This window comes from bacterium (genome assembly GCA_019637795.1).
Lineage (GTDB): Bacteria > Desulfobacterota > Binatia > HRBIN30 > CADEER01 > JAHBUY01.
This window is the reverse complement of the sequence record JAHBUY010000005.1, coordinates 606,917-632,180: the sequence shown is the minus strand read 5'-3', so window position 1 is coordinate 632,180 and position 25,264 is coordinate 606,917. Positions and strand designations below refer to the sequence as shown.

The following is a 25,264-nucleotide window of genomic DNA, read 5'->3' as shown; positions in this document are numbered from 1 at the left end:
GCGATGGCACTGGGCCCGACCAGGTTCGATCCCCGCGAGCTCGATCTCGCCCCCGGCCCGCTGCCGAGGCCGGCACCCGACTTCGGCGGCGAGACCCGCGACGTCAACGCGTTGCGCGCCCGGACGCTCTGGATACGCAGCAGCGTACGGCTGCTGGCGGACCTGATCGAGGTGACCGAGGACCACGAGCCCGGGCTGCAATCGGATCACCACCTGCTGGTGCGCGCCCGCCTGGCGTCGCCGGCGTTGTTGCGCAGCGCGCAGTTGCACCGCCGCGCCCGGCGCGCGGCGCGGGCGCAGCAGGCGACGGTGCACCGCATCTGGGTGACGAAGAAGGACGGCTTGGCCGTGCCGCTCGAGGCGATGACCCACGTTCTCGCCCACGCGATCAGCCGGCAGTTCGGGGAGCCGACCACCGTCGTCACCTTCGAGGGCCGACGGGTCGTCGCGCATCATTACGGCGCGCCGGGCCGGATGGGCGAACCCGAGACGGTGTCCCGCGCCGCCGTGACGCCCCTGATGGCGGGGAGGCGCCTACACCGCTTCTTCGTCGCTCCGGACGGCGGCGATCCACGGGACGTGCTCGGCGAGCTCCACGGCGGCATGCACCGCATCGTCTATCTGACCGACACCCTGCCGAAGCGCATGCCGCCGGCGCTGTTTCCGCTGCTGTTCCCGGCGACCCGGCGGCGCGCCCGGGTGCGCTACGTCAATGGCGAGATCGTGCACCACTGGACCCGCAAGGACGAGGGCCCGTTCTTCTCCTCCTTCATCGCCGCGCTGACGCGCCCGCTCGAGGACGAGAACTTCGCCACAACGGAGGTCGACGTGGAGGTGGACGGCGAGAAGCGCCCTCTCCACTGGCGGGTCGAACGCGATCACTGCCGCGTCTGGCGCCTCGATCCGGACGCGGTCCAGGCCGCCTGGGATCGCGCCGGGACGGGGCCCGACCGGGCGCGGCGGCTGCTGCGCGCCGTCGATGCCATGGCGGGGGCGCGGGAGACGGCGGAACGCTGGGCGCGCGCCGTGACCAACCGCAGCGTGGGCATCGCCCTGAGCGGCGGCGGCGCCTCGAGCTACGCGGTGATCCCGCTGCTGCGGGGTCTCGCCCAGGCCAAGGTGCCGATCGACGTCTTCAGCGGCGTCAGCGGCGGCGCCTTCCTCGGAGCCTACTATTGCCGCGATGGCCTCGCCGGCCTCGAGCGGGCGATCCGCGACGGCGTGCTCTACCAATTCGCGCTGCTGCCCAACACCCTGACCTCGGCGGTCGGCGGCTGGGTCGTCGACCACACGCTGGGCAAGACCCTGCTCGGTCAGACCGAGGTGCGGTTCGCGCCGGTCACCGTGCGCCTGGAGGCCGGGAAGCCGCCGCGCGCCCGCCGTGTCGTCTCCGGGACGCTGGGCGACGCCGTGCAGGTGAGCGGTGCCGCCCCGCTGTTGTTCGCGCCGGTGAGCCGGGACGACGCGGGCTCGCGGGTGCGCTACGCGGACGGGGCTTTGGCGCTGCTGATTCCGGCCCGCATCCTGCGCGACGTCGGCGCCGACCTGCTGTTCGCGTGCAATTGCATCGCCGGCCCGCGCGATGCGAACCCGATCGCCGCGCTGCCCGGCGTGCGCTGGATCTATGACCTGACGCCGCTCGGCGGCCTCTCCGATCTCTGGGTCTCCGCCACCTACATGCAGCAGCGCTTCGGCCGCGCCGTCAATCCCGACGTCAGCGCCTTCTTCGAGCCGCCGCTCGAGGCGGCGCCGGGGATCATGAGCGCGTTCTTCGCCGCCGCGGGTCGCATCGTGCGGCGCGCCGAGTGCAGCCAGGAGCTGAAGGAGAGCCTGCGCGACTTCGAGCGCAAGTGGCGCGCGTTCGCCGGCGCCGGTCCCGCGGCCGCGCGTCCGTCGCGCCCGACGGCCGGAGGGCGGCGATCATGACGGGGGCGCCGCTCCTTCCCGTGCGCATCGCCGGCACCGCCAGCGTCACGCCCGGGCGGCGCGTCACCACCGCCGAGCACGTGCGGCGCCTGTCGGCGCCGCGCGACCCGGCGCAGGTCGAGGCGCGCACCGGCATCGCCAGCCGCTACGTGGCGCCGCCCGACGCCTCGTTCGCCAGCCTGGGCGCCGACGCGGTGGGCGCGGCGCTGGCGGCCGCCGAGCTGCCGGCGGGCGAGCTGCGGCGCCTGATCTACGTCAACTCGACCAACGGCGACATGGTGGTGCCGGCGACGGCGAACCTGATCGCCGCCCGCCTCGGCCTGGGCGGCATCTGCGACTGTTTCGACATGAACAACGGCTGCATGGGCTTCGTCACTGCGCTCGACCTCGCGGCGCGCACCGTCGCCACCGGCGGCGGGCCGGCGGTGGTGGTGTCGTCGGAGATGGGCTCGCGCTGCACCGTGCCCGAGGATCCGCGGCCCTTCCTCGTCTTCGGCGACGCGGCGGCCGCCGCCGTCGTCACCGCGCCGCGCGACGGCGAGGGGATCCTCGGCGTCTGGTTGCGCAACGACGGCGCCGCCGGCGGCGAAGTGACGCTCGCCAACGGCGTGCTCACGCACCAGCGCGAGACGGTGCGCTTCGGGACGCCGAGCGCCCGCATGCTCGAGCTGGCGCTGACCCTGTTCCGCCGCGGCATCGACGCCGTGCTGGCGCAGGCATCGCTGTCGCTCGCCGACGTCGAGTGGGTGGTGCCGCACCAGCCGAACGGCAGCATGCTGGCGACGGTCGTCGAGGTGCTGGGCATCGACCGCGCGCGCGTCGTGCCGGTGGTGCAGGAGGTCGGCAGTCTCGCCTCGGCATCGATCGGCATCGGGCTCGACCGCCTGCTGCGCACCCGGCCGGTGCGTCCCGGCGACCGCATCCTGGTCGCCGGCGTCGGCGCCGGCCTGTCCTGCGGCGCGCTGCTCTACCGGGTGGGCGCATGAGCCCGTCGCAGGCGCTGCCGCTGCGGCTCTGGCTGGGCTACTGGCGCGCCAAGCAGCGCTACCATCGCTATACCGTCGAGGGCCTCGAGTCCCTGGTCGATGCGCCGGCCTCGCTGATCGTCGGCTACCACGGGCGGCCGGCCGCGTGGGACATGTGCATGCTCACCGTCGCGCTCTACGACGCGCTCGGCTACCTGCCGCACGCCATCTTCAACGGCTCGATCGACCACCTCCCGGGGGCGCGCTGGCTCGCCGACGCGCTCGGTTTCGTCGGCGGCGACGAGCCGGCCCTGGCCGAGGCGATCGGGCGCGGCGAGCACCTGGTCGTCACGCCCGGTGCCGCCACCGAGGGCGCGCGGACGTTCTGGGACGGGCGCTACACGGTCAACTGGGGCGGGCACCGCGGCTACCTGAAGCTGTCGCTCAAGTACCGCATCCCGATCGTGCCGGTGGGCGCGTCGGGCACCGACGACGCCTACCTCGGCCTGGTCGACGGCATCACGGTCGGCAAGCGGCTCGGCCTGCGGCGCGGCTGGGGCCTGTGGACCGGCATCGGGCCGCTCGGGCTGTTCCCCTTCTCGCCGTCGTTCCCGGTGAAGATGCACCAGGTGATCGGCGACCCCATCCGCCCCTGGGCGGAGGACAGGGCGCGGCTCGACGATCCCGAGAGCCTGGAGCGCGCGCACCGGCGCGTCACCGGCGCGGTGCAGGCGCTGCTCGACCGCGCCCGCGGCCGGCCGGCGCCGCGCCACGCCACGCGGGCGCGCGGAGCGACGCGATGAGCGAGCGGTGGGCCATCATCCTCGGGGTCTCGTCGGGCAGCGGCGCCGCGATCGCCCGCGCCGTGGCGCGCGACCCCGGCCTGCACGTCTTCGGCGTGCATCGCGGCAACTTCCCGGAGGAGGCGGCGGCGCTCGCGGCGGCGATCGGCGACGCCGGCCGTCGGGTCGTGCTGCACGTCGGCGATGCCGGGACCTCCGACGGCATCCAGGCCTGCGCCGCGACCTATCGCGAGGTGGCGGGCCGGGGCAGCGCCGCGCTCCTGGTGCACGCGATCGCCGCCGCCTCGCTCGGTCACTTCCTCTCGACCCGCGGCGACGCGCTGCACCCCAAGCAGTTCGAGAAGACCTTCAACTACATGGCGCACTCGTTCGCCTACTGGGCGCAGGCGCTGCACGCGAACGATCTGCTGGCGCCGGCGTCGCGCCTGCTCGGGCTCACCAACGTCCTGCACGAATCGCTGCTGCACAACTGCGGGCTGGTGGCGGCGTCGAAGGCGGCGCTCGAGATGTACGTCCGCCATCTCGCGATGGAGCTCGGGCCGCTCGGCCACCGCGTCAACCTGCTCAAGTTCGGCACCGTGGCGACCCCGGCGCTGCGGAAGGTGATGGGGCCGGAGGCGATGGGCCGCCTCGAGCGGACGCACGCGGAGATGATTCCCGCCGGCCGCATGGTGACGCTCGAGGAGGTCGGGGCGTTCGTCTCGCTGCTGCTCCGCGACGAGGCCGCCTGGTTCAACGGCGCGACGATCGACTTCTCCGGCGGCATGACGCTGCGGCTGCTGGACCTCGTCCTGCGGCCGGCATGACCAGCGCGCCGTGCGCGTTCCCCTGCACGCAATCCATCGACCGGAGGCCCCATGGACCCGAGCGACCTGAACGAGATCCTCACCGACGATCAGTTGCAGCGGCTGCGCGAGGCGTGGGCCGACGCGCGGGCGCAGGGCGCGTTCAAGACGAAGATGGGCACCCTCCTGCCCGCCGTCTACCCGACGTCCAGGCCCCTCCTGGAAGCGATCCAAGCGCTCTTCTACGGACGGCTGCCGCCCGATGACGACCAGCCGCGCGATCAGCTCTCGGAGCGCGACCGCGAGCGCTGCATCATCGCCCTGCTGGCGGCGCGCGAGATCAACTCCAACATCGCGCTGCACATGTACATCGCGCTGATGCTCGGCGTCTCGCCGGCCGAGATCGCGCACATCCTGCTCCTCGCCGGGATCTACACCGGTATCCCCTCGTTCACCGACGGGATCGAGATGGAGGTGCGGCTGCTGCGGTTCCTCGCCGAGCGCCTGGCGCAGCAGCCGCAGCGCGGGATCAACCCGATCGCCCCCGACGCGATGTTCGAGGCGATGCGCGCCGGGCTCGACGGCTGACCGGCGCCGCCCGGCGCGCCGCCGGCATGCGGAACGTCAGGCAGTAGTAGAAGCGGCTCGCCTGCTCGTCGCGGATCCCGGTCGCCGCGGCGGGCAGCAGCGCCCGCGGCGACCGCGGCGCCGGATCGAAGAGGGTCAGCGCCCCGAACATCAGGCGCGGGTACCAGCCGTGCGCGCGGTGCGGGTCGAGCTGCTCGTCGAGCACGACGATCGGCGTGTCGGGGCGCGCCACCCGTGCCATTTCCGCCAGGCCGCGGCGCGGGTCGTTGTACGCGTTGATCGCGCCGGTGTGGAAGACGCGGTCGAAGCGGTGGTCCGGGAACGGCAGGGCGTGGGCGTCGGCGAGCAGCAGCGCCACCGGATGTCGCGGGGGCGTCGCGATCAGGCGGCGCCGGCACTGCGCCAGCATGCCCTCGCTCAGGTCGACGCCCCAGTATTCGACCTCCAGCCCCGGCGGCAGCCCGGCCTCGACGAGCGGGATGTTGGCGCCGCCGCCGACCCCGACCTCGAGAATGCGCAGGGGTCCGCCGCGTCGCGGGCGCAGGGCGGCGAGCTCGAGGCGGCGCAGGTAGTTCTGGCGATCGATGGCTTCCCACTGCAACACCGGCAGGAGGAAGCGCACCGCCGGGTCGTGGAGCGCGCCGAACCAGTCGTAGGCGACGCGCATGATGCGGTCGAGACCGCGCACCTGCGCCGGATCGACCAGATGGGGCAGGCCGTCCCGGACCGGCCAGCGATGGCCGCGCGCGCACCCCAGGGCGCCGTTCCACGCCGCGCCGTCGCGCGTCTCGCCGCGGTAGCGCAGACCGCCGTGGCAGTCCGGACAGCGCAGCACCGCCAGCGCCTCCGTTCTCACGCCCATCCTCCAGTCGTGTCCGGCGGCGCGCCCGCCAGCGCCTGTCGCGTCCATTCCAGCTCGATGCGGCACTGGATGCGGGCGAAGATCTCCCGCGCCTGCTCGAGATGGGGCCGCCGCGCCGGATCGCCGACCGCCTCGCGCCGGCCGATCTCGAAGTGCGCCCGCGCCTCCTCGTAGGGCGTGCCGAGCTCGGCGGCGACGCCGAGCGTCCGCCGCCACAGACGCTGGGCGCGGCCCTGACGCCCCTGGAGGAAGGCCTCGACGCCGCTCCACAGGGCGGCGTGCGAGCGCCCGAGCGGAAAGCGGCGCGCGAACCGGCGCAGGCACAGGGTGGCCTGGCGCGCCTCGCGGAGCACGACGGCGCGGCTCTCGCCGAGCCGCGCCAGATCGCACTCGAGCGCGGTGAGGAAGACCTCCGCCGTGGCGGCGGTGCCGTGTTGCACCCAGTAGCCGAGCGGCTGCGTGGCGAGCAGGTGGGCGAGGGCGCCGCGGGCCGAGTCGAGGGCGCCGGCGGGATCGCCGCCGCGCAGCCGCGCCAGCCCGCGCATGCCCATGCCCCAGATGGTGTCGGTGGTGGTGGTGCGCTCGTCCAGCTTGGCGAGCCCTTCCTCGTAGTACGGCAGCGCCTCGAGCGGGCGGCCGAGGCGGGTCAGCATGTCGCCCATGCCGAGCAGTCCCCAGCACTCGGCCTGGCGGTTGCCGCTGCGGCGGCTGAGCGACAGCGACCGTTGCTTGGCGGCGATGCCGCGCTCGTACTCCCCGACGTAGAGATAGTGGGCGCTGAGCTGCGACTGTGTCTCCTCGAGCAGGCGGATGTCGCCGACCTGCTCGGCGAGCGTCGCCGCCTCGAGCAGCGAGGCGTGCGATTCCGGCCAGCGGCAGGTGCCGAGCGCGATCACCGCGGTGCGCGACAGCGCCAGGGCGATGTCGCGGGTCGTGCCGCTCGCCTGCGTGATGTCGAGCGCGCGCTGGCGCCAGGTCGCAGCCAGGCGCGGCAGCGGCAGCGTCTCCGCCAGAACGGCGAGCAGGATGTATGCCTGCGCCAGCGCTGGCGAGGGTCCGACGGGCTCGCAGCGGTTGACGATGCGCAGCAGCAGCCAGAGGATCGGCAGCGGGTCGAGGGCGTAGAAGTACGCCTCGGTCAGCCGGTGCTCGACCGGGGCGATGACGCTGGCGACCTCGCGGCTGGCGACGGGCGATGGGCGCCCGCGCAGCCAGGCGCGCTGTAGCGCGCGGATGAGCGCCTCGCGCAGCGCGCCGGTGATCCAGCCGATGCGGCGCGGCGGTGTCGGCTGGCCGATCCGCGCCAGGGTGCGCTCGGAGTGGGCGCGGCACAGCGCCAGGTTGCCGAGACGGAAGTGCGATTCGCTGAGCGCCGCGTCGAGACGGGCCAGGCGGAAGGCATGGCTCGTCGGGTCGACGCCGGCGTTGCGATCCCACCGCGGCCAGGGCGCGCGGCGGGGCGGCGCCGCCACCTCCGCCGGCCCCTGCAGCAGCTCGAGGGCGCGATCGAAGTAGGCGACCGCCTCCTGGCAGGCGGCGTTCTCGAGCGCCAGGAAGCCGGCGCGCTCGGAGAAGTGGGCTTCCTTCTCCTCGCTGCCGGCCTGGCGCCAGTGGTGGGCGAGCGCGGTGACGTACTCGGTGCGCCCGGCGTGGACGCTCTCGATGGCGCGCGCGACGCGGCCGTGCAGCGCCCGTCGGGTCGTCGGGTCGAGATCCTCGAGGAGCAGCTCGCGCAGCTTGTCGTGGGCGAATCGCCACGTCCCCGCGTGCGCCTCCAGCACGGCGCCCATGGCGCATTCCGTGGTCCACGTCGCGAGGTCGAGGGTCGGGTGGAGGAAGGCGAGGAGCGCGAGGTCGATCGCGCGGTCGATGACCGCCGCGGTCCGCAGTGGCTCGAGCGCGCTCGGCGGCAGCCGCGTCAGGCGGCGGCGGATGGCGCGCTGGATGCCGCCGCCGACGACCCGCCGCGGCACGCCGAAGTCGCCGATCTCGGCGAGGTGCCCGGCGCTCTCGGCGAGCGTCCGCAGGACCTCGACGATGAACAGCGGAATGCCCTCGGATTCGCGCTGCACCAGCGCGATCACCTCGCGCGTGCCGCCGCGCGGGCCGATCACCAACTCGCAGAGCGCCGCGACCTCGTCCGGCGCCAGGCGCGGCAGCGTGAGCGCGTGCGCGCCGCGCACCGCCTGCCCCAGGTGCGGCGCCTCGTCGAGGCGGTAGGTGCCGAGCAGGAGCAGCGGCAGGCCTTCGGCGGCCCGCGTCAGCCAGCTCAGCATCTGCAGACTCTCGCTGCCCGCCCAGTGCAGGTCGTCGAGGATGACGACCACCGGCACCGCGGCGGCGGTGAAGAGCTCCTCGACCGCGATCATCAGCCGCGACTGCGCCGCCGACGCGTCGACCATCGGCGCGTCGGCCACCTCGCTCCCGACCAGCGCGGCGATGGCCGGCGCGACCGGCTTCAGCACCGCCGCCTGCGCCGGCGTCACCGGCGCGTGCAGCAGCAGGTTGGTGATCACGTCGCGCCACGGGTGATACGGGCTGCCGCCCTGGCTGACCACCTGGCCGCGCAGGACGACGAAGCCGCGCGCCAGCGCCTGGATGCGGATCTCCTCGAGCAGCCGGGACTTGCCGACGCCGCTCTCGCCGCCGATCAGCCAGGTGCCGCCGTGGCCGTTGGCGGCGCTGGCCAGGGCGGTGCTCAGCGTCGTCAGCTCGTCGGCGCGGCCGACGAACGGGGCGGCCTGCAGAAAGCTCTCGCGCGTCGCCATGGTCTCGATCGGCAACGGCTGGCCGAGCGCCAGCTCGAGATCGCGGATCACCTGTTCGGCGCCGCGGTACCGGGCCGCCGGATCCTTGGCGAGCAGGCGCGCCATGACGGCGGTGAACCGCTCGTCGAGATCGTCGGTGGGGCGCGGCAGCGGCGTGTGCAGGGCATCGGCGTAGAGTGCCGCCGCCGTCGACTCGTCGAACGGATAACGGCCGGTGAACAGCTCGTAGGCGATGAGTCCGAGCGCGTAGAGATCGCTCTGCTCGGAGGCGGTGCCGCCCTGCATCACCTCCGGCGCCATGTACGCCGGCGTCCCGACCAGCATCGCGTCCTCGCTGTCGAGCAACGTGCGGTGCGCGGAGAGGCCGAAGTCGAGCAGCTTCACCTGGTCGCGCACCACGAGCAGGTTGTCGGGTTTGAGGTCGCGATGGATGATGCCGTGGCGATGCAGGTAGACCAGTGCCCGCAACGCCTGCGCGATCAGCTCGGCCTGGATCGCCGGCGGCCGCCCGCGCCCGGCGGCGATGATGCTGCGGGCGTTCTCCTCCAGATCCATGGTGAAGTAGGGATGGCCGTCGGCATCGAAGCCGTAGTCGAGAACGCTGATGATGTTGGGATGGCGGAGCGACGCCAGGAGCCGGAACTCCTGCGCCAGCGCGAGGCGGCAGTCGATGCCGAGGGTGCTCGAGGCGCGGACGTGGGTCGCCTTGAGTCGCTTGAGCGTCGCGACGCGGCCGGTGAGGCGGTCGAGGACGCGGAAGACCTCGCCCATGCCCCCGCTGCCGAGCTCGTTCAGCACCTGGTAGCGGCCGCCGATGAGAACGGCGTGCGGCGGCATGCCGCGGGTCGGCGCGGTGGCAGGCGGGACGACGCCGGGCGCCGGTCGGGCGATGTTCACGGGCATCCCCGCCGTCGGCACCCCCTCCGCAGCCATCGCACGTGTTTCACTTCTCCGGGGGTCGCGGATGCCATCTCGTGGTGCGATACGCTCGGCTCGCTCGGGCCGGCACGGCGGGCGGCGGCGGGGGGACCCCACCGCCCCCCATCGGTGCGGCGTTCGTATCGGAGGTCGCCGACGCCGTCAACGATTCCTCCACCCGGTCACGCGCTCCGGCGGAGGCGCGCGCGGCGCCGTGGCGTCGCGAAGGCGCGGCCCGCCGGCCGCCGCCGCGATCGATCGCGCCGGGCAGGGGGCAGGGCCCGGCGGGCCCGTGCCCGGCGCGCCTACGCCACGTGCCGCTTCACGAAGGCGACGTAGCGGTCCATCCAGCCCTGCAGGAACTTCCGGCTCCCCGGGCTGGCGATGCCGCCGGCGGCGTCGAAGAAGTCGTCCTTCACCTGGATGAACGCCTCGGGCTGTCCCAGCGTCGGCACGTCGAGATAGGCGAGCACGTTGCGCAGGTGCTGTTGCGCCAGCGCCGTGCCGGTCGAGCCAATGGATGCGCCGAGCACCCCCGCCGGCTTGCCGGCCCAGGCATTCTGGCCGTACGGCCGCGAGGCGTGGTCGAGGGCGTTCTTCAGCACCCCCGGCATCGACCGGTTGTACTCCGGCGTCGCGAACAGCAGGGCCTGCGCGGCCGCGATCTCGCTCTTCAGGCGCCGCACCGCCGGATGCGGGTCGGCGTCGTCGTCCTGGTTGTAGAGCGGCAGATCGTCGATCCGCAGGGGCGCGAACGCGAGCTCGGCGGGCGCGAGTTGCTGCACGGCGTTGGCGAGGCGGCGGTTGTAGGAATCGCGGCGCAGGCTGCCGACGACGACGGCGATGCGGTACTGGCTCATGCTCGACCTCCGTGGTTCCTCGCGGTCCGGTCTTGGTGCCGACACCGTACCGCCCGGCCCGGCGCCGCGCCAGCCGCTCGGCGGGGTTGGCGATAGACGGCGCGGCGCGGTATCGCGGGGACATGACCCGTACCCGCACCGCAATGGCGTTGGTCCTTCTCGGCTGGTTGCTCGGCGCCGCGCCGCCGGCGCGGGCGCAGGTGCTCTGCGCCGGCGATTGCGGCGGCGATGGCCCGGTGACCATCGACGAGCTGATGCGCATGGTCGACATCGCGCTCGGCGCGGCGCCGCTCGCCGCCTGCGCCGCCGCCGACGCCGATCACGACGGCACGGTGCGGGTGGACGAGATCCTCGCCGCGGTGCACGTCGCCCTGCTCGGATGCCCGGCGCTGGCCATCGATCAGGCCAGCGAGGCGCGCTGCGATCCGTTGCTGCCGGCGTGCATGCTGCCGCTGCCCAGCGACTACTTCACCGTCGCGGCCGCCACCCCGACCGGCCGCCGGCTGGCGCTGGCCGCCGAATCGCTCCCCGTCAACGTCGCCGGCAGCCACGTCGATCCGACCGACCAGAACCGCGGCGACGGCTGGAGCCCGGGGTCGCCGATCCTGGTGCAACTCGACGGCCTCGACGCGCAGCGCAGCCAGCTTCCCAGCCTGGTCGACGCCGCCCGCTCGCTCGCCGCCGATTCGCCGATCGTGCTGCTCGACGCCACCACCGGAGAGCGGCATCCGTTCTGGGCCGAGCTCGACGCCATCGCCGACCCGGGCGAGACGCCGCTGCTGCTGCTGCACCCGAGCGTCAACTTCGCCGACGGCCACCGCATCGTCGTCGCCCTGCGCGGGCTGGTCGACGCCGACGGCCAGGCGCTGCCGCCGCCGCCGCCGTTCGTCGCCTATCGCGACGGCATCCGCACCACCGACGCCCTGTTCGAGGCGCGCCGCCCGGCGATGGAGCGCGTCTTCGCCGCGCTCGCCGCCGCCGGCGTCGACCGCGCGCCGCTGCAACTGGCGTGGGACTTCACCGTCGCCAGCACCGAGAGCCTGACCGGCCGCCTGCTGGCGATGCGCGACGATGCCTTCGCCGCGCTCGGCGCGGACGCGCCGGCGTTCACCGTCGACAGCGTCGTCGACGATCCGAACCCCTTCGTGCGCCGGCGCATCGCCGGCACGTTCGCGCTGCCGCTGTATCTCACCAACGGCGGACAACCCGGCGGCCGCCTCGTGCTCGACGCCCGCGGACGGCCACAGCGCCAGCCCGGCACGTTCACCGCCCGCTATCTCTGCAACCTGCCGCCGGCGTCGGCGGACAGCCCGGCGCGCATGGCGCTCTACGGCCACGGCCTGCTGGGCAGCCGCAGCGAGGTCAACGGCAGCCTGACCCGCAAGATGTCGGCGAACCACAACATCGCCTACTGCGCCACCGACTGGTACGGCATGGCCGAGGAGGACGTCGTCGCCGCCGTCACCGCGCTCGGCGATCTCTCCCAGTTCCCGCCCATTCCCGACCGCCTGCAGCAGGGGCTGCTCGCCTTCCTCTACCTCGGACGGCTGATGAAGCACCCGGCCGGGTTCAGCGCCCACGACGCCTTCCGCTTCGACGGCCAGCCGGCCCTGAAGACCGATGAGCTGTACTTCGACGGCAACAGCCAGGGCGCGATCCTCGGCGGCGCGCTCACCGCGGTGGCCCAGGACTTCACCCGCGCGGTGCTCGGCGAGGCCGGCATGAACTACGCCGTGCTGCTCGACCGCAGCGTCGACTTCGACGACTACCTCAATCTCATCCTGCGCCCGAACTACCCCCGCCGCTACGATCGCGTCATCGGCATCATGGTGGCGCAGCTCCTCTGGGACCGCGGCGAGACCAACGGCTACGCCAATCACGTCACCGCCGATCCGCTGCCCGGCACGCCGGCGCACGAGGTCCTGCTGCTCGGCGCGGTCGGCGACCACCAGGTGAGCGAGTACAGCCTGCGCGTCGAGGCCGCGACCATGGGCGCCGCGGCGCACGTGCCGATCGCCAACCCCGGCCGCGTCGTCGAGAGCGATCCGGGCTGGCTGCTGACGCCGATCGACGCCTACCCGTTCTCGGGATCGGCGTACGTCCTCTGGGACACCGGCTCGCCGCCGTCGCCGCTCGGCAATACGCCGCCGCGCGAGGGGCACGACCCGCACGACGACACGCCGAACATTCCCGAGGTCCAGGAGCTGAAGAGCCAGTTCTGGCATCCGGGCGGCGCCATCGCGGACGTCTGCAACGGTCAGGCCTGCACCGCGCCGGTGCCGCCGGAGAACGCCGACTGAGGCGCCGATCCCCGCCGGCGAGCCGCCGCTCGACATCAACGCATCACGATAGTATGGGCTGATGCATGCGGACCACGCTGACCCTGGAGGAGGACGTCGCGCGCGAGATCGCCAAGCTGCAGAAGGCGCGCGACGAGTCGTTCAAGGACACGGTCAACGCGCTGCTGCGCGCCGGCCTGGCGAGCGTGCAGGCCAGGCGGACGGGCGGCGCCCGCCGCTATCGCACCGAGCCGGTGTCGCTCGGGGCGCCCCGCCTGCCCAACATCGACGACCTCTCCGAGGTGCTGGCCTTCGCCGAAGGCGACGAGCACCGATGATCCTGGTCGACGCGAACCTGCTGCTGTACGCGACGGTGTCCGACTTCGAGCAGCACGCGGCGGCGCGCGCCTGGCTCGACGATCGCCTCAACGCGCCGACCCGCGTCGGCCTGCCGTGGCCGAGCGTGCTGGCCTTTCTGCGGATCATCACCAATCCGCGCATCTTCCCGCGGCCGCTGGCGATGACCGCGGCCTGGCGACGGGTGGTCGCCTGGCTCGACCTGCCGACGGTGTGGGTGCCGGAGCCGACGGAGCGGCATCGCGAGATTCTCGATTCGCTGCTCGGCGGCGCGGCGAGCGCGTCGAAGCTGGTGGCCGACGCGCACCTGGCCGCCATCGCCGTCGGCCACGGCCTGGTGCTCTGCAGCACCGACGGCGACTTCGCCCGCTTCGCGGCGCTGCGCTGGGAGAACCCGCTCGCCGCCTGAGGCGGTGGCGCCGCGCGCGTCGCGGCGTCGGTCCGCGTTGCGTCGGCGCGCGCAGTCGCCGCGGCGGGCGTGTCCCGGGCGGCGCGGTCAGCGGCTCGCCGGCGGCGCGGCGAGCTCGATCGCCAGGGCGTGCGCGAGGCCGTCGGCCGGCAGGGCGGGGAGGGTGACGCGCAGGCCGGCGGCGGTCGACGCGAACGGGAGCGCGGCGCCGTCGGCGAGCAGGCGCACGGCGCTGGCGGCGGCGTCGAAGCCGTCGATCGTGAGATCGCCCTCGGATGGTGTGCCGAGCAGGATGGCGTAGACGATGCCGCGCGTCGGGTCGGCGGTGAAGCGCACCGCGATCCCGGCGTCGGTGGTGGCGGCGTGGCGCAGCCAGGGGCGGGTGCCGTAGATGGCGGCGCCGTTGGCGGCGAGCCAATGGCCGAGGGTCGCCAGGATGCGCTGCTGCGGCGCCGGGATCGAGCCATCGGCGCGCGGGCCGACGTTGAGCAGCAGGTTGCCGTTCTTCGCGACGACGTCGACGAGCAGGTAGACGAACTTCTCCGGCGGGCCGTAGTCGGCGTCGGTCTCGTTGCTGTTGTAGCCGAAGCCGCGGCTCATGCCGCGCACCGCCTCCCACTTGTCGGGCGAGATGGCGTCGTCGACGCTGAATTCCGCGGTGCGGACGTCGTGGTGCGCCGGCACCCCTGCGGCGGCCCAGCGGTCGTTGACGACGCCGTCCGGCACGGCGGCGTAGTAGTCGCGGAAGAGCTGCGCCGTGTCCTCGGTCGGCGGCGCGGCGATGTCGTTCCACAGGACCGCGGGCTGGTAGCGGCGGATGAGCTCGCGCCAGTGCGCGTCGACGTAACCGGCGTATGCCGGGTCCTGCGGGGTGAGGCGCAGGGCGTCGGCGATGGTGGCGAAGGGCGGCGGCGTCCAGGTCCAGTCGATGCCGCCCGAGTAGTAGAGCCCCATCTTCAGGCAGCGGCCGCGGACCGCGTCGGTGAGCTCGCCGACGACGTCGCGCGGCGCCTGCCAGCCGCCGCCGTAGACCGGGTTGGCGATCGCGCTCGGCCACAGCGTGTAGCCGTCGTGGTGCTTGGTGACGAGCACCACGTAGCGCGCGCCGGCCTCCTGGAAGAGGCGCGCCCAGGTGTTCGGCCGCCACTGCGCCAGTTGGGCCGCGAAGAGCGGCGCGAAGCCCTCGTACGGGAAGTCGGCGCCCCAGGTGTCGCGATGGTGCTGCCAGGTGGCGCTGCCCGGGATGGCGAACGAATTGCGGTACCACTCGCTGTACGGGTTGTGGGTGAGGAACGCCTCGACACCCTGCAGCGAGTAGAAATAGTTGGGGTCGGTCGGGTCGGTGAAGATCTTCTCGGGATCGAGCGTCCGCTCGGCCCACGCCGGGACCGCGAACGGTCCCCAGTGGATCATGATCCCCAGCTTGGCGTCCGCGTACCAGTCCGGCAGTGGGCGCTGCTCGAGGTCGGCGGGCACTGCGACCGGCGGCGTCGCCGGCGCGCTGGCGACGCCGCAGCCCTGCAGCGCGACCGCGACCCCGGCCACCAACTCGTCGGCGGTGACGCTGCCGTCGCCGTTCCGGTCGGCGGTGGCGCAGGCGTCGACCGGTGCCGTGCCGAGCGCCACGCTCACCGCTTTGAGCAACTCGTCGACCGTGACGCGGCCGTCGTCATCGCAGTCGGCGGTGCAGCCCGCGACGCAGTCCTGGCCGCGCGCCGGCGCGGCCAGAGGCCCGGCCAGCAGCGTGGCGAGCAGGACGACCGACCCCAAGCCGACGACGCGCATCATCACGGCAGCAGTCCAGTCGGAATCGCCGGCAAAGGCAAGGGGAAGACGGCATCTCGTTGCGCGCGGCCCGCGGGTCGTTCCCCGGCCGGTTGGCTACAGCCCGGCCGGCAAAGGCGCTAAGGGGGGCACGCAGGGGAGGGTGAGCAGCGCATGCAGCACGCAGGGTGGGGGCGCGCGGAGATCCGGGTCGAGCCGCGCGGCTACGCGATGTTCGGCTACGGCCTGTGGCGCCATCGGGCGCGCGGTCGGCAGACGCCCCTGTATGCGCGCGCCCTGTGCGTCGGCGACGGCGCGCGGCGGCTGGTCCTCTGCTGCGCCGACCTCGGCTCGATCAGCCACGCGGTGCGCAGCGGCGTCCGCGATGCGCTGCGCCAGCGCCTCGGCGCCGACTTCGACGAGGACCGCCTGGTCGTCGCCTGCACCCACACCCATTCCGGGCCCGGCGGCTGCTCGCACGAGGCGTTGTACAACGTCGCCACCCCGGGCTTCGTGACGCCGGACTACGACGCCGTGGTGCAGGCGATCACGGACGCCGTCGTCGCCGCCTGGCAGCGGGTCGCGCCGGCCGAGCTGCGGCTCTACCGCGCCGCCTTCGACCCGCGGGTGCCGGTGGCGTGGAACCGCTCGCTGCGCGCGTACAATCGCAATCCCGACGTCGTGCGGCGCGGCGAGTTGGAGCGCCACCTGGCGCTCGACCGGGCGATGACCGTGATCGCCTGCCACCGCGACGGCCGGGTGCAGGCGCTGCTCTCGCTCTTCGGCGTGCACGCCACCTGCGTCGGCAACGCGCTCGACCGCTTCGACGGCGACAACAAGGGCTATGCCGCGGCCCATGCCGAGCAGGCGCTGCGCGCCGCGGGCGCCGCGGATCCGGTCGCGATCTTCGCCCAGGCCACCGCCGGCGACGTCTCGCCGTACTACCACGGTCCCGGCGACCGGCGGCGCCGCCAGCGGATCCGCGGCGCCGCCGAGTACGCGTATGCCGAGCGCAACGGCCGGGCGCAGAGCGAGCGCGCGCTCAGCATGCTGGCCGAGCAGGCGGGCATGCCCCTGGAAGGACCCCTCGACGCCATCCTCAGCTACGTCGACTTCACCGCCGTGACCGCCGAGCCGCGCTTCGCCAACGGCCAGCCGGATGCGCAGACGAGCGAGCCGTGTCATGGCGTCAGCTTCTTCGAAGGCACGCCGGTCGACGGCCGCGGCATGCACCCGCTGCTCGGCGTGCTGGCGCGGGTGATCGCCGCCACCCTCAAGCGCCGGCGACTGGCCCGCCTCGAGCAGTTGCCGGCGGCCGATCGCGACTACTACCGCCGCCTCTATGCCGCGCAGGGCGTGAAGGCCATCGTGCTCGAAGCCGGGCGCAAGGAGATCCTCGGCCGGCCCCTCGCCAGGTTGGCGATGCCCGACGTCACCGACCCCAGCATCGCCGAGCTGAAGCGCCAGGCGCGCATCGGCGCGATCGCCGCCAGTCCGCTGGTGCCGACCGTGCTGCCGCTGCAGATCCTGCGCCTCGGTCCGCTGGCGATCGTCTGCTGCCCGGGCGAGTTCACCACCACCGCCGGGGCGCGGCTGACCGGAACGGTCGCGGAGGAGCTGCGGTCGGCCGGCGTCGCCGAGGTGCTGTTCTGCAGCTACGCCAACGACTACATGGGCTACGTCACCACCTACGAGGAGTACCAGGCGCAGTGCTACGAGGGCGGCCACACCATCTTCGGCCAGTGGACGCTGGCGGCGTTCCAGACGCGCCTGATGGCGCTCGCCCGCGAGCTGACGAAGCCGGAGGACGCGCGCCGGCACGATCGCGCGACGCGGCCGCCGCCGGTGCCCCCCGAGGAGCTGGCGAAGCGCCGCGATCTGCCGGTGCCGCGCTGACGCCCGCCGCGCGGTCGGTATCCGCTGGCTGAGCCCGGGTCACCGGCGCGCCGCGCGGCGGCGCGCCAGCAGCAGCGCGGCGCCGCAGAGCGCGAGCAGCGCGGCGCCGTTCGCGTCGCCGGCCGGGCCGACGGCGCAGCCATCACCGGAGCCCGCGCCGCCCGCGGCCGTCGGCTGCGGCGTGCGCGTCGGCGCTCCGCCCACCCCTCTCGGGGTGTTGGTCGGCGTCGGCGATGGCGACGTCGCCGCCGCCGACCAGCGGCAGAGCAGGGCGCCGGCGGCAACCGGCCCGCCGTCGTTGGTGCGGCAGGACCAGCTCGCGCAGCGCTTGTGCAGCGGGTCGCAGCCGAAGTGGGCCGGCGGCGTGCTGCCGGGGATGATCGGACAGTCGTCGGTGGTCTCGCACGTCGGGGACAGCGCCGCGCCGGCGAACCGCGCGCCGGCGTCGATCTCGCTCTTGCAGATCTGCTGCTGCACCGCGTAGCCGTAGCTCTCCGGCAGCGCGCTGCAGAGCGGGATCGGCCCCGAGTCGGTGATGGGGACGGTGGTGCCGCCGGGCGCGAAGATGACGCGGTAGACGCGGGCGTCGCTGGCGTAGGTCTGGGGATCGTTCGGCCAGGTGTAGCCGCCGGGGAACACCTCGTGCACGGTGTCGTCGCCGATGCAGGCGGTGGCATCGCCGGTCACGTCGGCGCAGTGGCCGAACGGTGGTTGGGCGCTCTTGTTCTGCGGCGTGTACGGATGGGTGCAGACGGTGGGCGGGCAGGTCTCGTTCTTGAGGTAGGCGCGGCAGGAACAGACCGAAGGGCCGCCGTCGCCGGTGTCCCAGCAGCCGCCGCTCTGCGCGCACTGGCTGTCGTCGGTGCAGGCGCCGCCGTACACGTGGTTGGGGTCGCCGGGCGGCGTGTAGCAACAGAACGCCAACCAGGCCCTGCAGCGCGCGTCGGTGGTGGGATCGCAGTGCGGGTCCGGCGTGCGCGGATATTCGTAGCGGCCGCAGTTGGTGAAGCAGCCGACCACGTCGTCCGGATTGCCCTGCCCCTGGATCATCTGGCCGACCTCGCCGCGGGTGAGGCGGAAGCTCGGCAGGCAGCGGTCGGACTCGCCAGGTCGACGCCGTGCATGGCCAGCGGCTGGTTCTGGCTGAGCCAGTTGGGTTCGGTCGGCGCGCCGGGCTTGCTGGCGCAGTGGCGGCCGAGCGCCTGCACGTCGGCGGTGATGCTGACGCCGTCGACCAGGCTGATGTCGGGATAGACGTAGCCCTGGCCGCCCTGCGAGTTGAACGTCCACTCGACGATGGTGAGCGGCGCCCGGCCGGCGCTGGCGAGCGGCGGATCGCGCAGCGCCTGCTGGCCGCAGTCGTAGGCGTCGCCGCAGCTCCCGGTCTCGCACTGCGCCAGGTTGTGCTCGATGTCGTACTTGCAGCCGGTGCGGGCGAAGAAGCGCGGGCCGTCGGCGCCGCACGCGGGGTTGGTCTGCGGGCACTGCGTGCCCTCCCAGCCGGGCGGGATGTCGATGGTGAGGACGTTGCCGAAGTTGGGCGCGCCCTTCGGCTGCATCACCCACGTCCCCTCGCGCGGCAGCACCGCGATCGGCGGCGGGATCGGCCCGCCCACGGACGCGTTCCCCCGATGCGCGGCATTGGCGCCGGCGAGCAGGGTCGCGGCGGACTCGTTCACGAGCTGCACCACGTAATTGAAGCCGGGCAGCGGGCTCGGCACCGGCAGGCTGTTCTGGTAGGGCGACGCGCCGGGCACGTCGGTCGTGCACTGCGGGCAGGGGCCCGATGCCGGCGGCTCGCCGGAGCACGGTTCCGGCGCCGGCGTGATCGACGGCGCCGCCGGTGCGTCGACCGGCGCGGGGTCGTCCTCGGCGATGGCGCCGGCGGCCGCGAGGCCCGAGGCCAGCCCGCCGAGCCCGAGCAGCAGCGCGGCGACCATGGCGGCGAGGCGCCGATCGCGCCGCGCGCTGGGGGAACGGAGGGGGTGTCGCGCCATGGGGGGAAACCTCGTGGGAGCTCGAATTTGTTCGCCCTGACGCTCATCCGCCGACGCCGCCAGGGCGCGGCCGGTGCCCGTCAGGTCGATCGGTGCGAGACCAACCACGCGGCAGCGAGAAAGGGAAGGCACGGCGGGTGGCCGGAGAGGAGCGCGCGCGCGGCGCGCGGTGCCGGTGCCCCGGGGCTGGGAAAGGCGTCGGGCAAAGTGATAGAGCGGCGCGCATGCTCCGCGCTCGCGCGCTCCCCGCCATCGCCATGGCCGTCACGCTCGCTGGGTGTGCCAGCTTCGGTCACTGGTTCGGCGGCGCGCCGGAGCCGACCGCCACGCCCGCGGCGCAGGGGGGAGAGGTCTTCTATTCCGCGGTCGCCGGCCTGACGGTCTATGCCGAGCCGTCGTCCGCGGCAGCGGTCGTCGGCCACCTGGCGCTGCACGAGCGCGTCACGCGCTCGCGCATCGAGCGCGGCTACGCCAACGTCACCGCGCCGGGGAGTGGCCTCAGCGGCTGGGTCGACAACGCGCAGCTCGTCTGGCGCCTGCCGACGGCGCGGGCGACCGCCACCGCGGCCCCGCCGCCGCCGCCGGCCGAAGCCAGTGCCGCGCCCGCAGCGACTCCGACGCCGGCGGCGGCGCCGAGCGTCGCCGCCCCGGCGGAGCCGAGCGCGGCGATGCCGTCGACGCCGGTCAGCGCGCCCACGCCGGCGAAGAAGTCCGGCGCCGAGCCGGCGATCCTCGATCCGTTCTAGCGGTGCGAGCCGTGTGCCGCGCCGGTCGCTGGCGGTCATCGCCGTCGATCCGCCTCCGACGGGGCACGCGCCCGGTCGCCAGGGAGCGCTGAGTGCAGCCGACGCACACCCACGCCCTGCTCGCCGTGCTGTTCGTCGCGGCCATCGCGCCGCTGTTCAACGAGCTGCCCATCCGCCTGCGTCTGCCGTTGGTCGTGCTGGAGCTGCTGTTCGGCGTCGCCATCGGCCCGCACGGGCTCGACCTGGTGCAGGCCGAGGGCAGCCTGAAGACGCTGTCGGCGTTGGGGCTGTCGTTCCTCTTCTTCCTCGCCGGCATGGACCTCGAGCTCGCCAAGCTGCGCGGGCAGCCGCTGCGCCTCGGGCTGCGCGGCTGGGTGCTCTCGGTGCTCGTGGCGCTGGCGCTGACCTTCGCCCTGCAGGCCGCGGGTCTGGTCTCCGGTCCGGTGCTGGTCGCCGTGGCGCTGAGCACCACCGCGATCGGCACCCTGTTGCCGATCCTGCGCGAGGCCGACGAGCTCGACAGCGAGCTCGGCCGCTTCGTGCTCGGCGCCGGCGCCGTCGCCGAGTTCGGCCCGATCGTGCTGTTCTCGCTCCTCATCACCGGCGACGAGGGCCTGGCGGTGCGCTCCGGGCTGCTGGCGACCTTCGTCTGCATCGCCGTCGCCTGCGCCGCGATGGCGCTGCGCCTGCGCCCGCCGCACGTCATCGCCCTGCTGTCGCGCACGCTGCAGAGCACCAGCCAGTTGCCGGTGCGGCTGTCCATGCTGCTGCTCGGCGGGCTGGTGGTGCTCGCCGACCTGCTCGGCCTCGACATCCTGCTCGGCGCCTTCGCCGCCGGCAGCGTGGTCGGTCTGGTCTCGCGCGGCCCCGGCGCCGAGCCCTTCCGGCAGAAGCTCGACGCGCTCGGCTTCGGCTTCCTGATCCCCATCTTCTTCGTCGTCAGCGGCGCCCAGATCGACCTGCCGGCCCTCGCCGCCAGCGCCACCAGCCTGGCGCGCATCCCGCTCTTCCTCGTCCTGCTGCTGGTCGTGCGCGGCGGTCCGGCGCTGCTGCTCTACCGCGGCGCGCTCGCCGCCCGCGAGCGCGCCGTGCTGGCGCTCTACTCGGCGACCACGCTGCCGCTGATCGTCGTCATCACCGAGATCGGCAAGGCGACCGGCCGCATGCTGCCGGAGAACGCCGCCGCCCTGGTCGGGGCGGGGATCCTCTCCGTGCTCCTCTTCCCGCTGATCGCGCTGACCGTGCGCCAGCGGTAGGGCGGCGCGCCGCGGCGGAATGGGACGCCGGGCCGCGGCGCCCCGGCGCGGTCAGGCGAATCGTCGCTGGGCGCGGAAGCGTTCGACGAACGGCGCGTAATCCGTCGGCTGGCGCTCCGCGCGCAGGCGGTCGCCGAAGGTCACCCAGGGCTGGGCGCTGCGCGTCCAGATGTCGCCGACCGGCTCGATCCAACTGGTGTCGTCGAGGGTGCCGCTGCGCACGCTGAGGACGCCGGAGGACGGCGTCTGGCCGTGGGCGATGCGGCTGCCGCAGTCGCCGCAGTACCACCCGAAGCGCCGATTGCCCGCATCCGAGAGCCACTCGTGGCGCCGCGGCTCACCGTGGGTGAAGGCGAAGCTCGCTTCCATGACCGTGATCGGGGTCGAGAACGCGCCGCCGCCGATCTTCTGACAGTTGGTGCAGTGGCAGTTGTAGATCATCAGCGGCGGCTGCGTGACCTCGTAGCGCACGGCGCCGCATTGGCATCCCCCGACCAGTGGCAGCGCGACCATCAGACGTCCCTCCGGCGCCGAGACCTACCGGCGGGTCGCGGCCATCGCAAGGCCGCGCCGGGATCAGCCGGCGCGCCACTCGACCGGCAGGCTCTCGATGCCGCAGATGAAGTTCGACGGGCGGCGCGGCGGCAGCGCCGCGCTCGCCAGCTCGAGGGTGGGCATGCGGCGCAGCAGCTCCTCGAAGAACACCCGCAGCTCGAGCCGGGCGAGGTTGGCGCCGAGGCAGAAGTGCCCGCCGATGCCGAAGGCGACGTGTTCGTTGGGCGTGCGCTCGACATCGAAGCGATGCGGATCGCGGAACACGGCCGGGTCGCGGTTGGCGGCCGGATAGAGGAGCAGCAGCTTCTGCCCGGCGGCGATGCGTTGGCCGCCCAGCTCGACGTCGCGCGTCGCGCTGCGCGCCATGTTCTGGATCGGGCTCACCCAGCGCAGCATCTCCTCCACGGCGGTCGGGATGCGCGCCGGCTCGCGGGCCAGCAGACGGAGCTGTTCGGGGTGGCGCAGGAGCTCGTACATGCCGCCGCTGAGGACGTGGCGGGTCGTCTCGTCGCCGCCGATGAGGATGAGCAGGCTCTCCATCAGCAGCTCGTCGTCGCTCAGGCGGGTGCCGTCGATCTCGGCGTGGACGAGGATGCTGACCAGATCGTCGCGCGGATGGGCGTGTCGATCGGCGATGACGTCGCGCTGGTAGGCGCAGTATTCCTCGAAGGCGCTGGCGGCGCCCAGGATGTGGTCGAGATCGGTGGCGCCGGCGCCGAGGATCATCGCCTCCGACCAGGCCAGCAGGCGGGCGTGGTCGGCGGGCTCGATGCCGAGCATGTCGCCGATCACGATCAGCGGCAGCCACGCCGCGACGTCGGCGACGAAATCGAAGCGGCCGCGCTCGCGCGCGCGTTCGATCAGCTCGACCGCGATGGCGCGCACGCGCGCCTCGCGGTCGAGGACGCGGCGCGGCGTGAAGCCCCGGCTCACCAGGCCGCGGCGCCGCCGGTGCATCGGATCGTCGAGGTCGATCATGTAGGGCATCGGCGGCTGGTCGGGGCGGATGCCGTTGCCGCTGCAGAACGTGCTCGCATCCTTCGAAACGGCGAGCACGTCGGCATGGGCGGTGATGCCCCAGACCTGGCCGGCCTCATCCCAGTAGACGGGCGCCCGGGCGCGCATCCAGTCGAAGTGGGGATGCGGATCGGCGGCGTAGAAGGCGCCGTCGGTGAGCGCGATGGCCGGATGGCGTGGATGCTCGGGCATGGGCGGTCCTCTCCCCGGCGGCGCTTTCTGGCAGGCGCGGCGGCGCCTTGCAATCGGCGCCCACGGACATGGGCGCCCACGGACTGCTGGTGCGCGCCGGCCGCGGGGCGGCACGGCCGATCGCCCCGCCCGGCGCCGCCGCCGGTTGACAGCGCGATCGGCGCGCGATTCGGTGCGCCGAGCGGAGGGGGAATGGCGGGACGAGCGAGGGCACGTCGCAAGGGAGCCGGCGGCGACAGGGCGCGGGCGCCGTCGTATGGCGACGCGATCCGCATGGCGCGGCTGCTCCTCGGGCTGCTGGAGCGGCCGCACGGCTGGAGCTTCGCCGCCATCGGCGACGCGTTGGGCATCTCGGAGCGCACGCTGCTGCGGTACATCGCCGTCTGTCGCCGCGAGTTGGTGGACGCCGAGGAGCGGCCGCTGATCGAGGCGATCTCGCGCGGCGGGAGGCGGTTGCTGCGCATCGCCGACGCGGCGCAGCGGCCCGACTCCACCGTCTTCCAGGTGCTGTCGTTCTACTTCGCGCTGGCGGTGTTCCAGTTTCTCGACGGCACGGTCATCAAGGACGGCATCGAGGACCTCTGGGAGCGCTTCGCGCGCGCCCTGCCGGGGGCGCACCGCCGGCGGCTCGCCGACTTCGAGAAGAAGTTCTTCGTCGTCCCCTACGCGGTGAAGGACTACCGCGCCTGCGACGACCAGCTCGACGCCATCGTCCAGGCTCTCGTCTACGAGCAGAAGCTGCGCATCGACTACGGCGGCCTGCTCGGGCGCGGCAAGACGCACGAATTCGAGCCGTACACGCTGCTGATGTACCGCGGCGGACTGTACCTGGTCGGTCGGAGCCACCGCGGCGAGAAGATCGTCACCCTCGCGGTCGAGCGCGTCCGCAGCGCCGAGCGCCTGCCGGAACGGTTCGCGTATCCGAAGCGCTACTCGCCGCAGCGCCACACCGAAGGCATCTTCGGCATCGTCGACGGACCGGAGACCAGGGTCGAGCTGCTGATCATGAACGCCGAGACCGCGGCCTATCTGCGGGCGCGGCGGATCCACCCGACGCAGCGCTTCCAGCGCCGGCGCGACGGCCGGACGGTGCTGTCGATGACCGTGCGCGGCACCGAAGAGCTGAAGCACTGGATCCTCGGCTTCGGCGCCTACGTCCAGGTGCTGCGCCCGCCCGAGCTGCGGGCGGAGATCGCGGCGACGGTCCGGTCGATGGCATCCCTCTATCCCGCGTCGGCGTGACGGACATCGGGCACGCTCGCGCGCCGCGGCGCCCGGCGAGCGGGCCGACGGCCGGCGCGCGCCGCGCATCGCATCCGCTGCCCTCGGCTCGTCGGGATGAACGCCACGGTGCGGGCCACGATGCACCGTTCAACCAGGGAAGGCCGGCAGCCCATGTCGAGCGAGGCGAAGTGCTCATTCACGGCACCGAGGCGGCGGCCGACGCTGAACGGATCGGTGGTGCGCTGGGACGGCGGCCAGGGTGTCGCCGGAGGTGACGGGCGGCGCCGGTTCCGCCGGACGGGGCATCGCGACCGTGCGGTTGGGTCCCGCCGCTTTCGCTGTGGCGGTGACGCGCCCCCGTGGTACACGATCGCCGACACTGGGGAGGTGATATGGGAACCCGTCGACGTCGCCGGAATGCGTGCGCCGCGCTCGCGTGTATCGCCGGGCTCTCTCTGCTCGCCGGGTGTGGCGGCATGCGCCCGTATCGCGCCATGGCCAAGGCGGCGGCGAGCGAGGAGAGCGCACCCGCGCAAGCCGCGGACGACCGACTCAAGATCGCGTTGCGCGAAGCCCTGCTGGCGGCCGCGCCCGAGGCGGTGGTCCATGTCACGCCGTACGTCTACATGGGGCACGCCTACCTGGTCGGCTTCGTGACGAGCGACGCGCAGCGGCAGGGCGTCGTCAGCGCCGCGCAGGGCGTCGCCGGCGTGCGCTCGGTCGCGACGTACCTGCCCCAGCAGCCGGCCAGCTCGTCGACCGCCACCGACCTCGCAATCGAGGGCGAGGTGAAGGCGGCGCTCGCCGCCGCCGGCGATCGGGTGACCCAGATCGACATCGACGTGCTCGCCGGCGAGGTGGTGCTGCTCGGCGTCGTGGCCGACCAGGCCGCCGTCGATGCCGCCGTTGCCGCCGCGCAGGGCGTCGGCGGCGTCTCCGGCGTCACGAACTTCCTCCTCCTGCCGGAGCCCGGATACGAGAAGCGGCTGCGCGTGCTGTGATCCCGCGATCGCCCGGCGGACCCCGGGTCGGGTTGCGAGAGGGGGTAGCGCGCCGGCGGCCGGAGAGGTGGTCGAACGCGCCTGAGCGAGCTGAAT

The 25,264-nt window shown here is 73.7% G+C and carries 20 protein-coding genes and 1 pseudogene; 13 read left to right on the top strand and 8 right to left on the bottom strand.

Translation table 11 applies throughout. From position 1 onward, the window contains the following. Positions 1-3 precede the first annotated feature (3 nt). The 5 genes from KF840_19795 to KF840_19775 are packed head-to-tail and all read left to right on the top strand — an operon-like array spanning position 4 to position 5,067. Positions 4-1,926: a hypothetical protein gene (locus KF840_19795; GenBank protein ID MBX3027149.1), complete on the top strand. Its 1,923-nt coding sequence runs from the start codon at positions 4-6 to the stop codon at positions 1,924-1,926. Then, positions 1,923-2,912, top strand: coding sequence for a ketoacyl-ACP synthase III (locus tag KF840_19790; protein ID MBX3027148.1), 990 nt, complete (start codon positions 1,923-1,925; stop codon positions 2,910-2,912). Before KF840_19795 ends, KF840_19790 begins: the two co-directional genes overlap by 4 nt. Continuing rightward, positions 2,909-3,694 (top strand): acyltransferase, encoded by a 786-nt coding sequence (locus KF840_19785; protein ID MBX3027147.1) that lies wholly within the window; start codon positions 2,909-2,911, stop codon positions 3,692-3,694. The genes KF840_19790 and KF840_19785 overlap by 4 nt, the downstream gene beginning before the upstream one ends. Beyond that, entirely contained in the window at positions 3,691-4,500 is an 810-nt protein-coding gene (locus KF840_19780) for an SDR family oxidoreductase (protein ID MBX3027146.1), read from the top strand. Before KF840_19785 ends, KF840_19780 begins: the two co-directional genes overlap by 4 nt. Positions 4,501-4,551: 51 nt before the next feature. After that, positions 4,552-5,067 carry a carboxymuconolactone decarboxylase family protein gene (locus tag KF840_19775; GenBank protein MBX3027145.1) on the top strand — a complete coding sequence of 172 codons (516 nt, stop codon included), beginning with the start codon at positions 4,552-4,554 and terminating at the stop codon, positions 5,065-5,067. On the opposite strand, the gene KF840_19770 is transcribed toward KF840_19775, so the two are convergent. The 3 genes from KF840_19770 to KF840_19760 all read right to left on the bottom strand — a co-directional run bounded on the left by KF840_19770 (position 5,009) and on the right by KF840_19760 (position 10,475). After that, entirely contained in the window at positions 5,009-5,929 is a 921-nt protein-coding gene (locus KF840_19770; protein ID MBX3027144.1) for a class I SAM-dependent methyltransferase, read from the bottom strand. The genes KF840_19775 and KF840_19770 overlap by 59 nt on opposite strands. Beyond that, a complete protein-coding gene (locus tag KF840_19765; protein ID MBX3027143.1) occupies positions 5,920-9,630 on the bottom strand; it encodes a DUF2791 family P-loop domain-containing protein in 3,711 nt (1,236 codons plus the stop codon). Before KF840_19765 ends, KF840_19770 begins: the two co-directional genes overlap by 10 nt. 290 nt (positions 9,631-9,920) lie before the next feature. After that, positions 9,921-10,475, bottom strand: coding sequence for an NAD(P)H-dependent oxidoreductase (locus KF840_19760; protein MBX3027142.1), 555 nt, complete (start codon positions 10,473-10,475; stop codon positions 9,921-9,923). Between the two features lie 122 nt (positions 10,476-10,597). On the opposite strand from KF840_19760, the gene KF840_19755 reads away from it, so the two are divergent. From KF840_19755 to KF840_19745, 3 genes are all read left to right on the top strand, one after another. After that, positions 10,598-12,775, top strand: coding sequence for a hypothetical protein (locus KF840_19755; protein ID MBX3027141.1), 2,178 nt, complete (start codon positions 10,598-10,600; stop codon positions 12,773-12,775). A 65-nt stretch (positions 12,776-12,840) separates the two neighbouring features. Next, on the top strand, positions 12,841-13,092 hold the full coding sequence (locus KF840_19750; protein ID MBX3027140.1) for a hypothetical protein: 252 nt from the start codon (positions 12,841-12,843) through the stop codon (positions 13,090-13,092). Further along, the gene (locus tag KF840_19745; GenBank protein ID MBX3027139.1) at positions 13,089-13,520 is read left to right on the top strand and encodes a PIN domain-containing protein; all 432 of its coding nucleotides are present in this window, start codon (positions 13,089-13,091) and stop codon (positions 13,518-13,520) included. Before KF840_19750 ends, KF840_19745 begins: the two co-directional genes overlap by 4 nt. Before the next feature lie 87 nt (positions 13,521-13,607). On the opposite strand, the pseudogene KF840_19740 reads toward KF840_19745, so the two are convergent. Then, positions 13,608-14,969 (bottom strand): annotated as a pseudogene (locus KF840_19740) (alpha-L-fucosidase). A 489-nt stretch (positions 14,970-15,458) separates the two neighbouring features. On the opposite strand from KF840_19740, the gene KF840_19735 reads away from it, so the two are divergent. After that, a complete protein-coding gene (locus KF840_19735; protein ID MBX3027138.1) occupies positions 15,459-17,180 on the top strand; it encodes a neutral/alkaline non-lysosomal ceramidase N-terminal domain-containing protein in 1,722 nt (573 codons plus the stop codon). A gap of 39 nt (positions 17,181-17,219) precedes the next feature. Here KF840_19735 and KF840_19730 read toward each other — a convergent pair whose 3' ends face one another. Continuing rightward, a complete protein-coding gene (locus KF840_19730; GenBank protein MBX3027137.1) occupies positions 17,220-18,230 on the bottom strand; it encodes a hypothetical protein in 1,011 nt (336 codons plus the stop codon). Next, entirely contained in the window at positions 18,227-19,177 is a 951-nt protein-coding gene (locus KF840_19725) for a hypothetical protein (GenBank protein ID MBX3027136.1), read from the bottom strand. Before KF840_19725 ends, KF840_19730 begins: the two co-directional genes overlap by 4 nt. 224 nt (positions 19,178-19,401) lie before the next feature. On the opposite strand from KF840_19725, the gene KF840_19720 reads away from it, so the two are divergent. Then, positions 19,402-19,923, top strand: a complete 522-nt coding sequence (locus KF840_19720; GenBank protein MBX3027135.1) for a hypothetical protein — start codon at positions 19,402-19,404, stop codon at positions 19,921-19,923. Positions 19,924-20,015: 92 nt separating this feature from the next. Next, positions 20,016-21,179, top strand: coding sequence for a cation:proton antiporter (locus KF840_19715; protein MBX3027134.1), 1,164 nt, complete (start codon positions 20,016-20,018; stop codon positions 21,177-21,179). Between the two features lie 51 nt (positions 21,180-21,230). Here KF840_19715 and KF840_19710 read toward each other — a convergent pair whose 3' ends face one another. After that, entirely contained in the window at positions 21,231-21,650 is a 420-nt protein-coding gene (locus tag KF840_19710) for a GFA family protein (GenBank protein MBX3027133.1), read from the bottom strand. Between the two features lie 105 nt (positions 21,651-21,755). Beyond that, positions 21,756-22,943 carry a cytochrome P450 gene (locus KF840_19705; protein MBX3027132.1) on the bottom strand — a complete coding sequence of 396 codons (1,188 nt, stop codon included), beginning with the start codon at positions 22,941-22,943 and terminating at the stop codon, positions 21,756-21,758. Between the two features lie 273 nt (positions 22,944-23,216). Between KF840_19705 and KF840_19700 the strand changes: the two genes are divergently transcribed. After that, positions 23,217-24,185 (top strand): WYL domain-containing protein, encoded by a 969-nt coding sequence (locus tag KF840_19700; GenBank protein ID MBX3027131.1) that lies wholly within the window; start codon positions 23,217-23,219, stop codon positions 24,183-24,185. Between the two features lie 458 nt (positions 24,186-24,643). Then, positions 24,644-25,168: a BON domain-containing protein gene (locus tag KF840_19695; protein ID MBX3027130.1), complete on the top strand. Its 525-nt coding sequence runs from the start codon at positions 24,644-24,646 to the stop codon at positions 25,166-25,168. Positions 25,169-25,264: the final 96 nt, after the last annotated feature.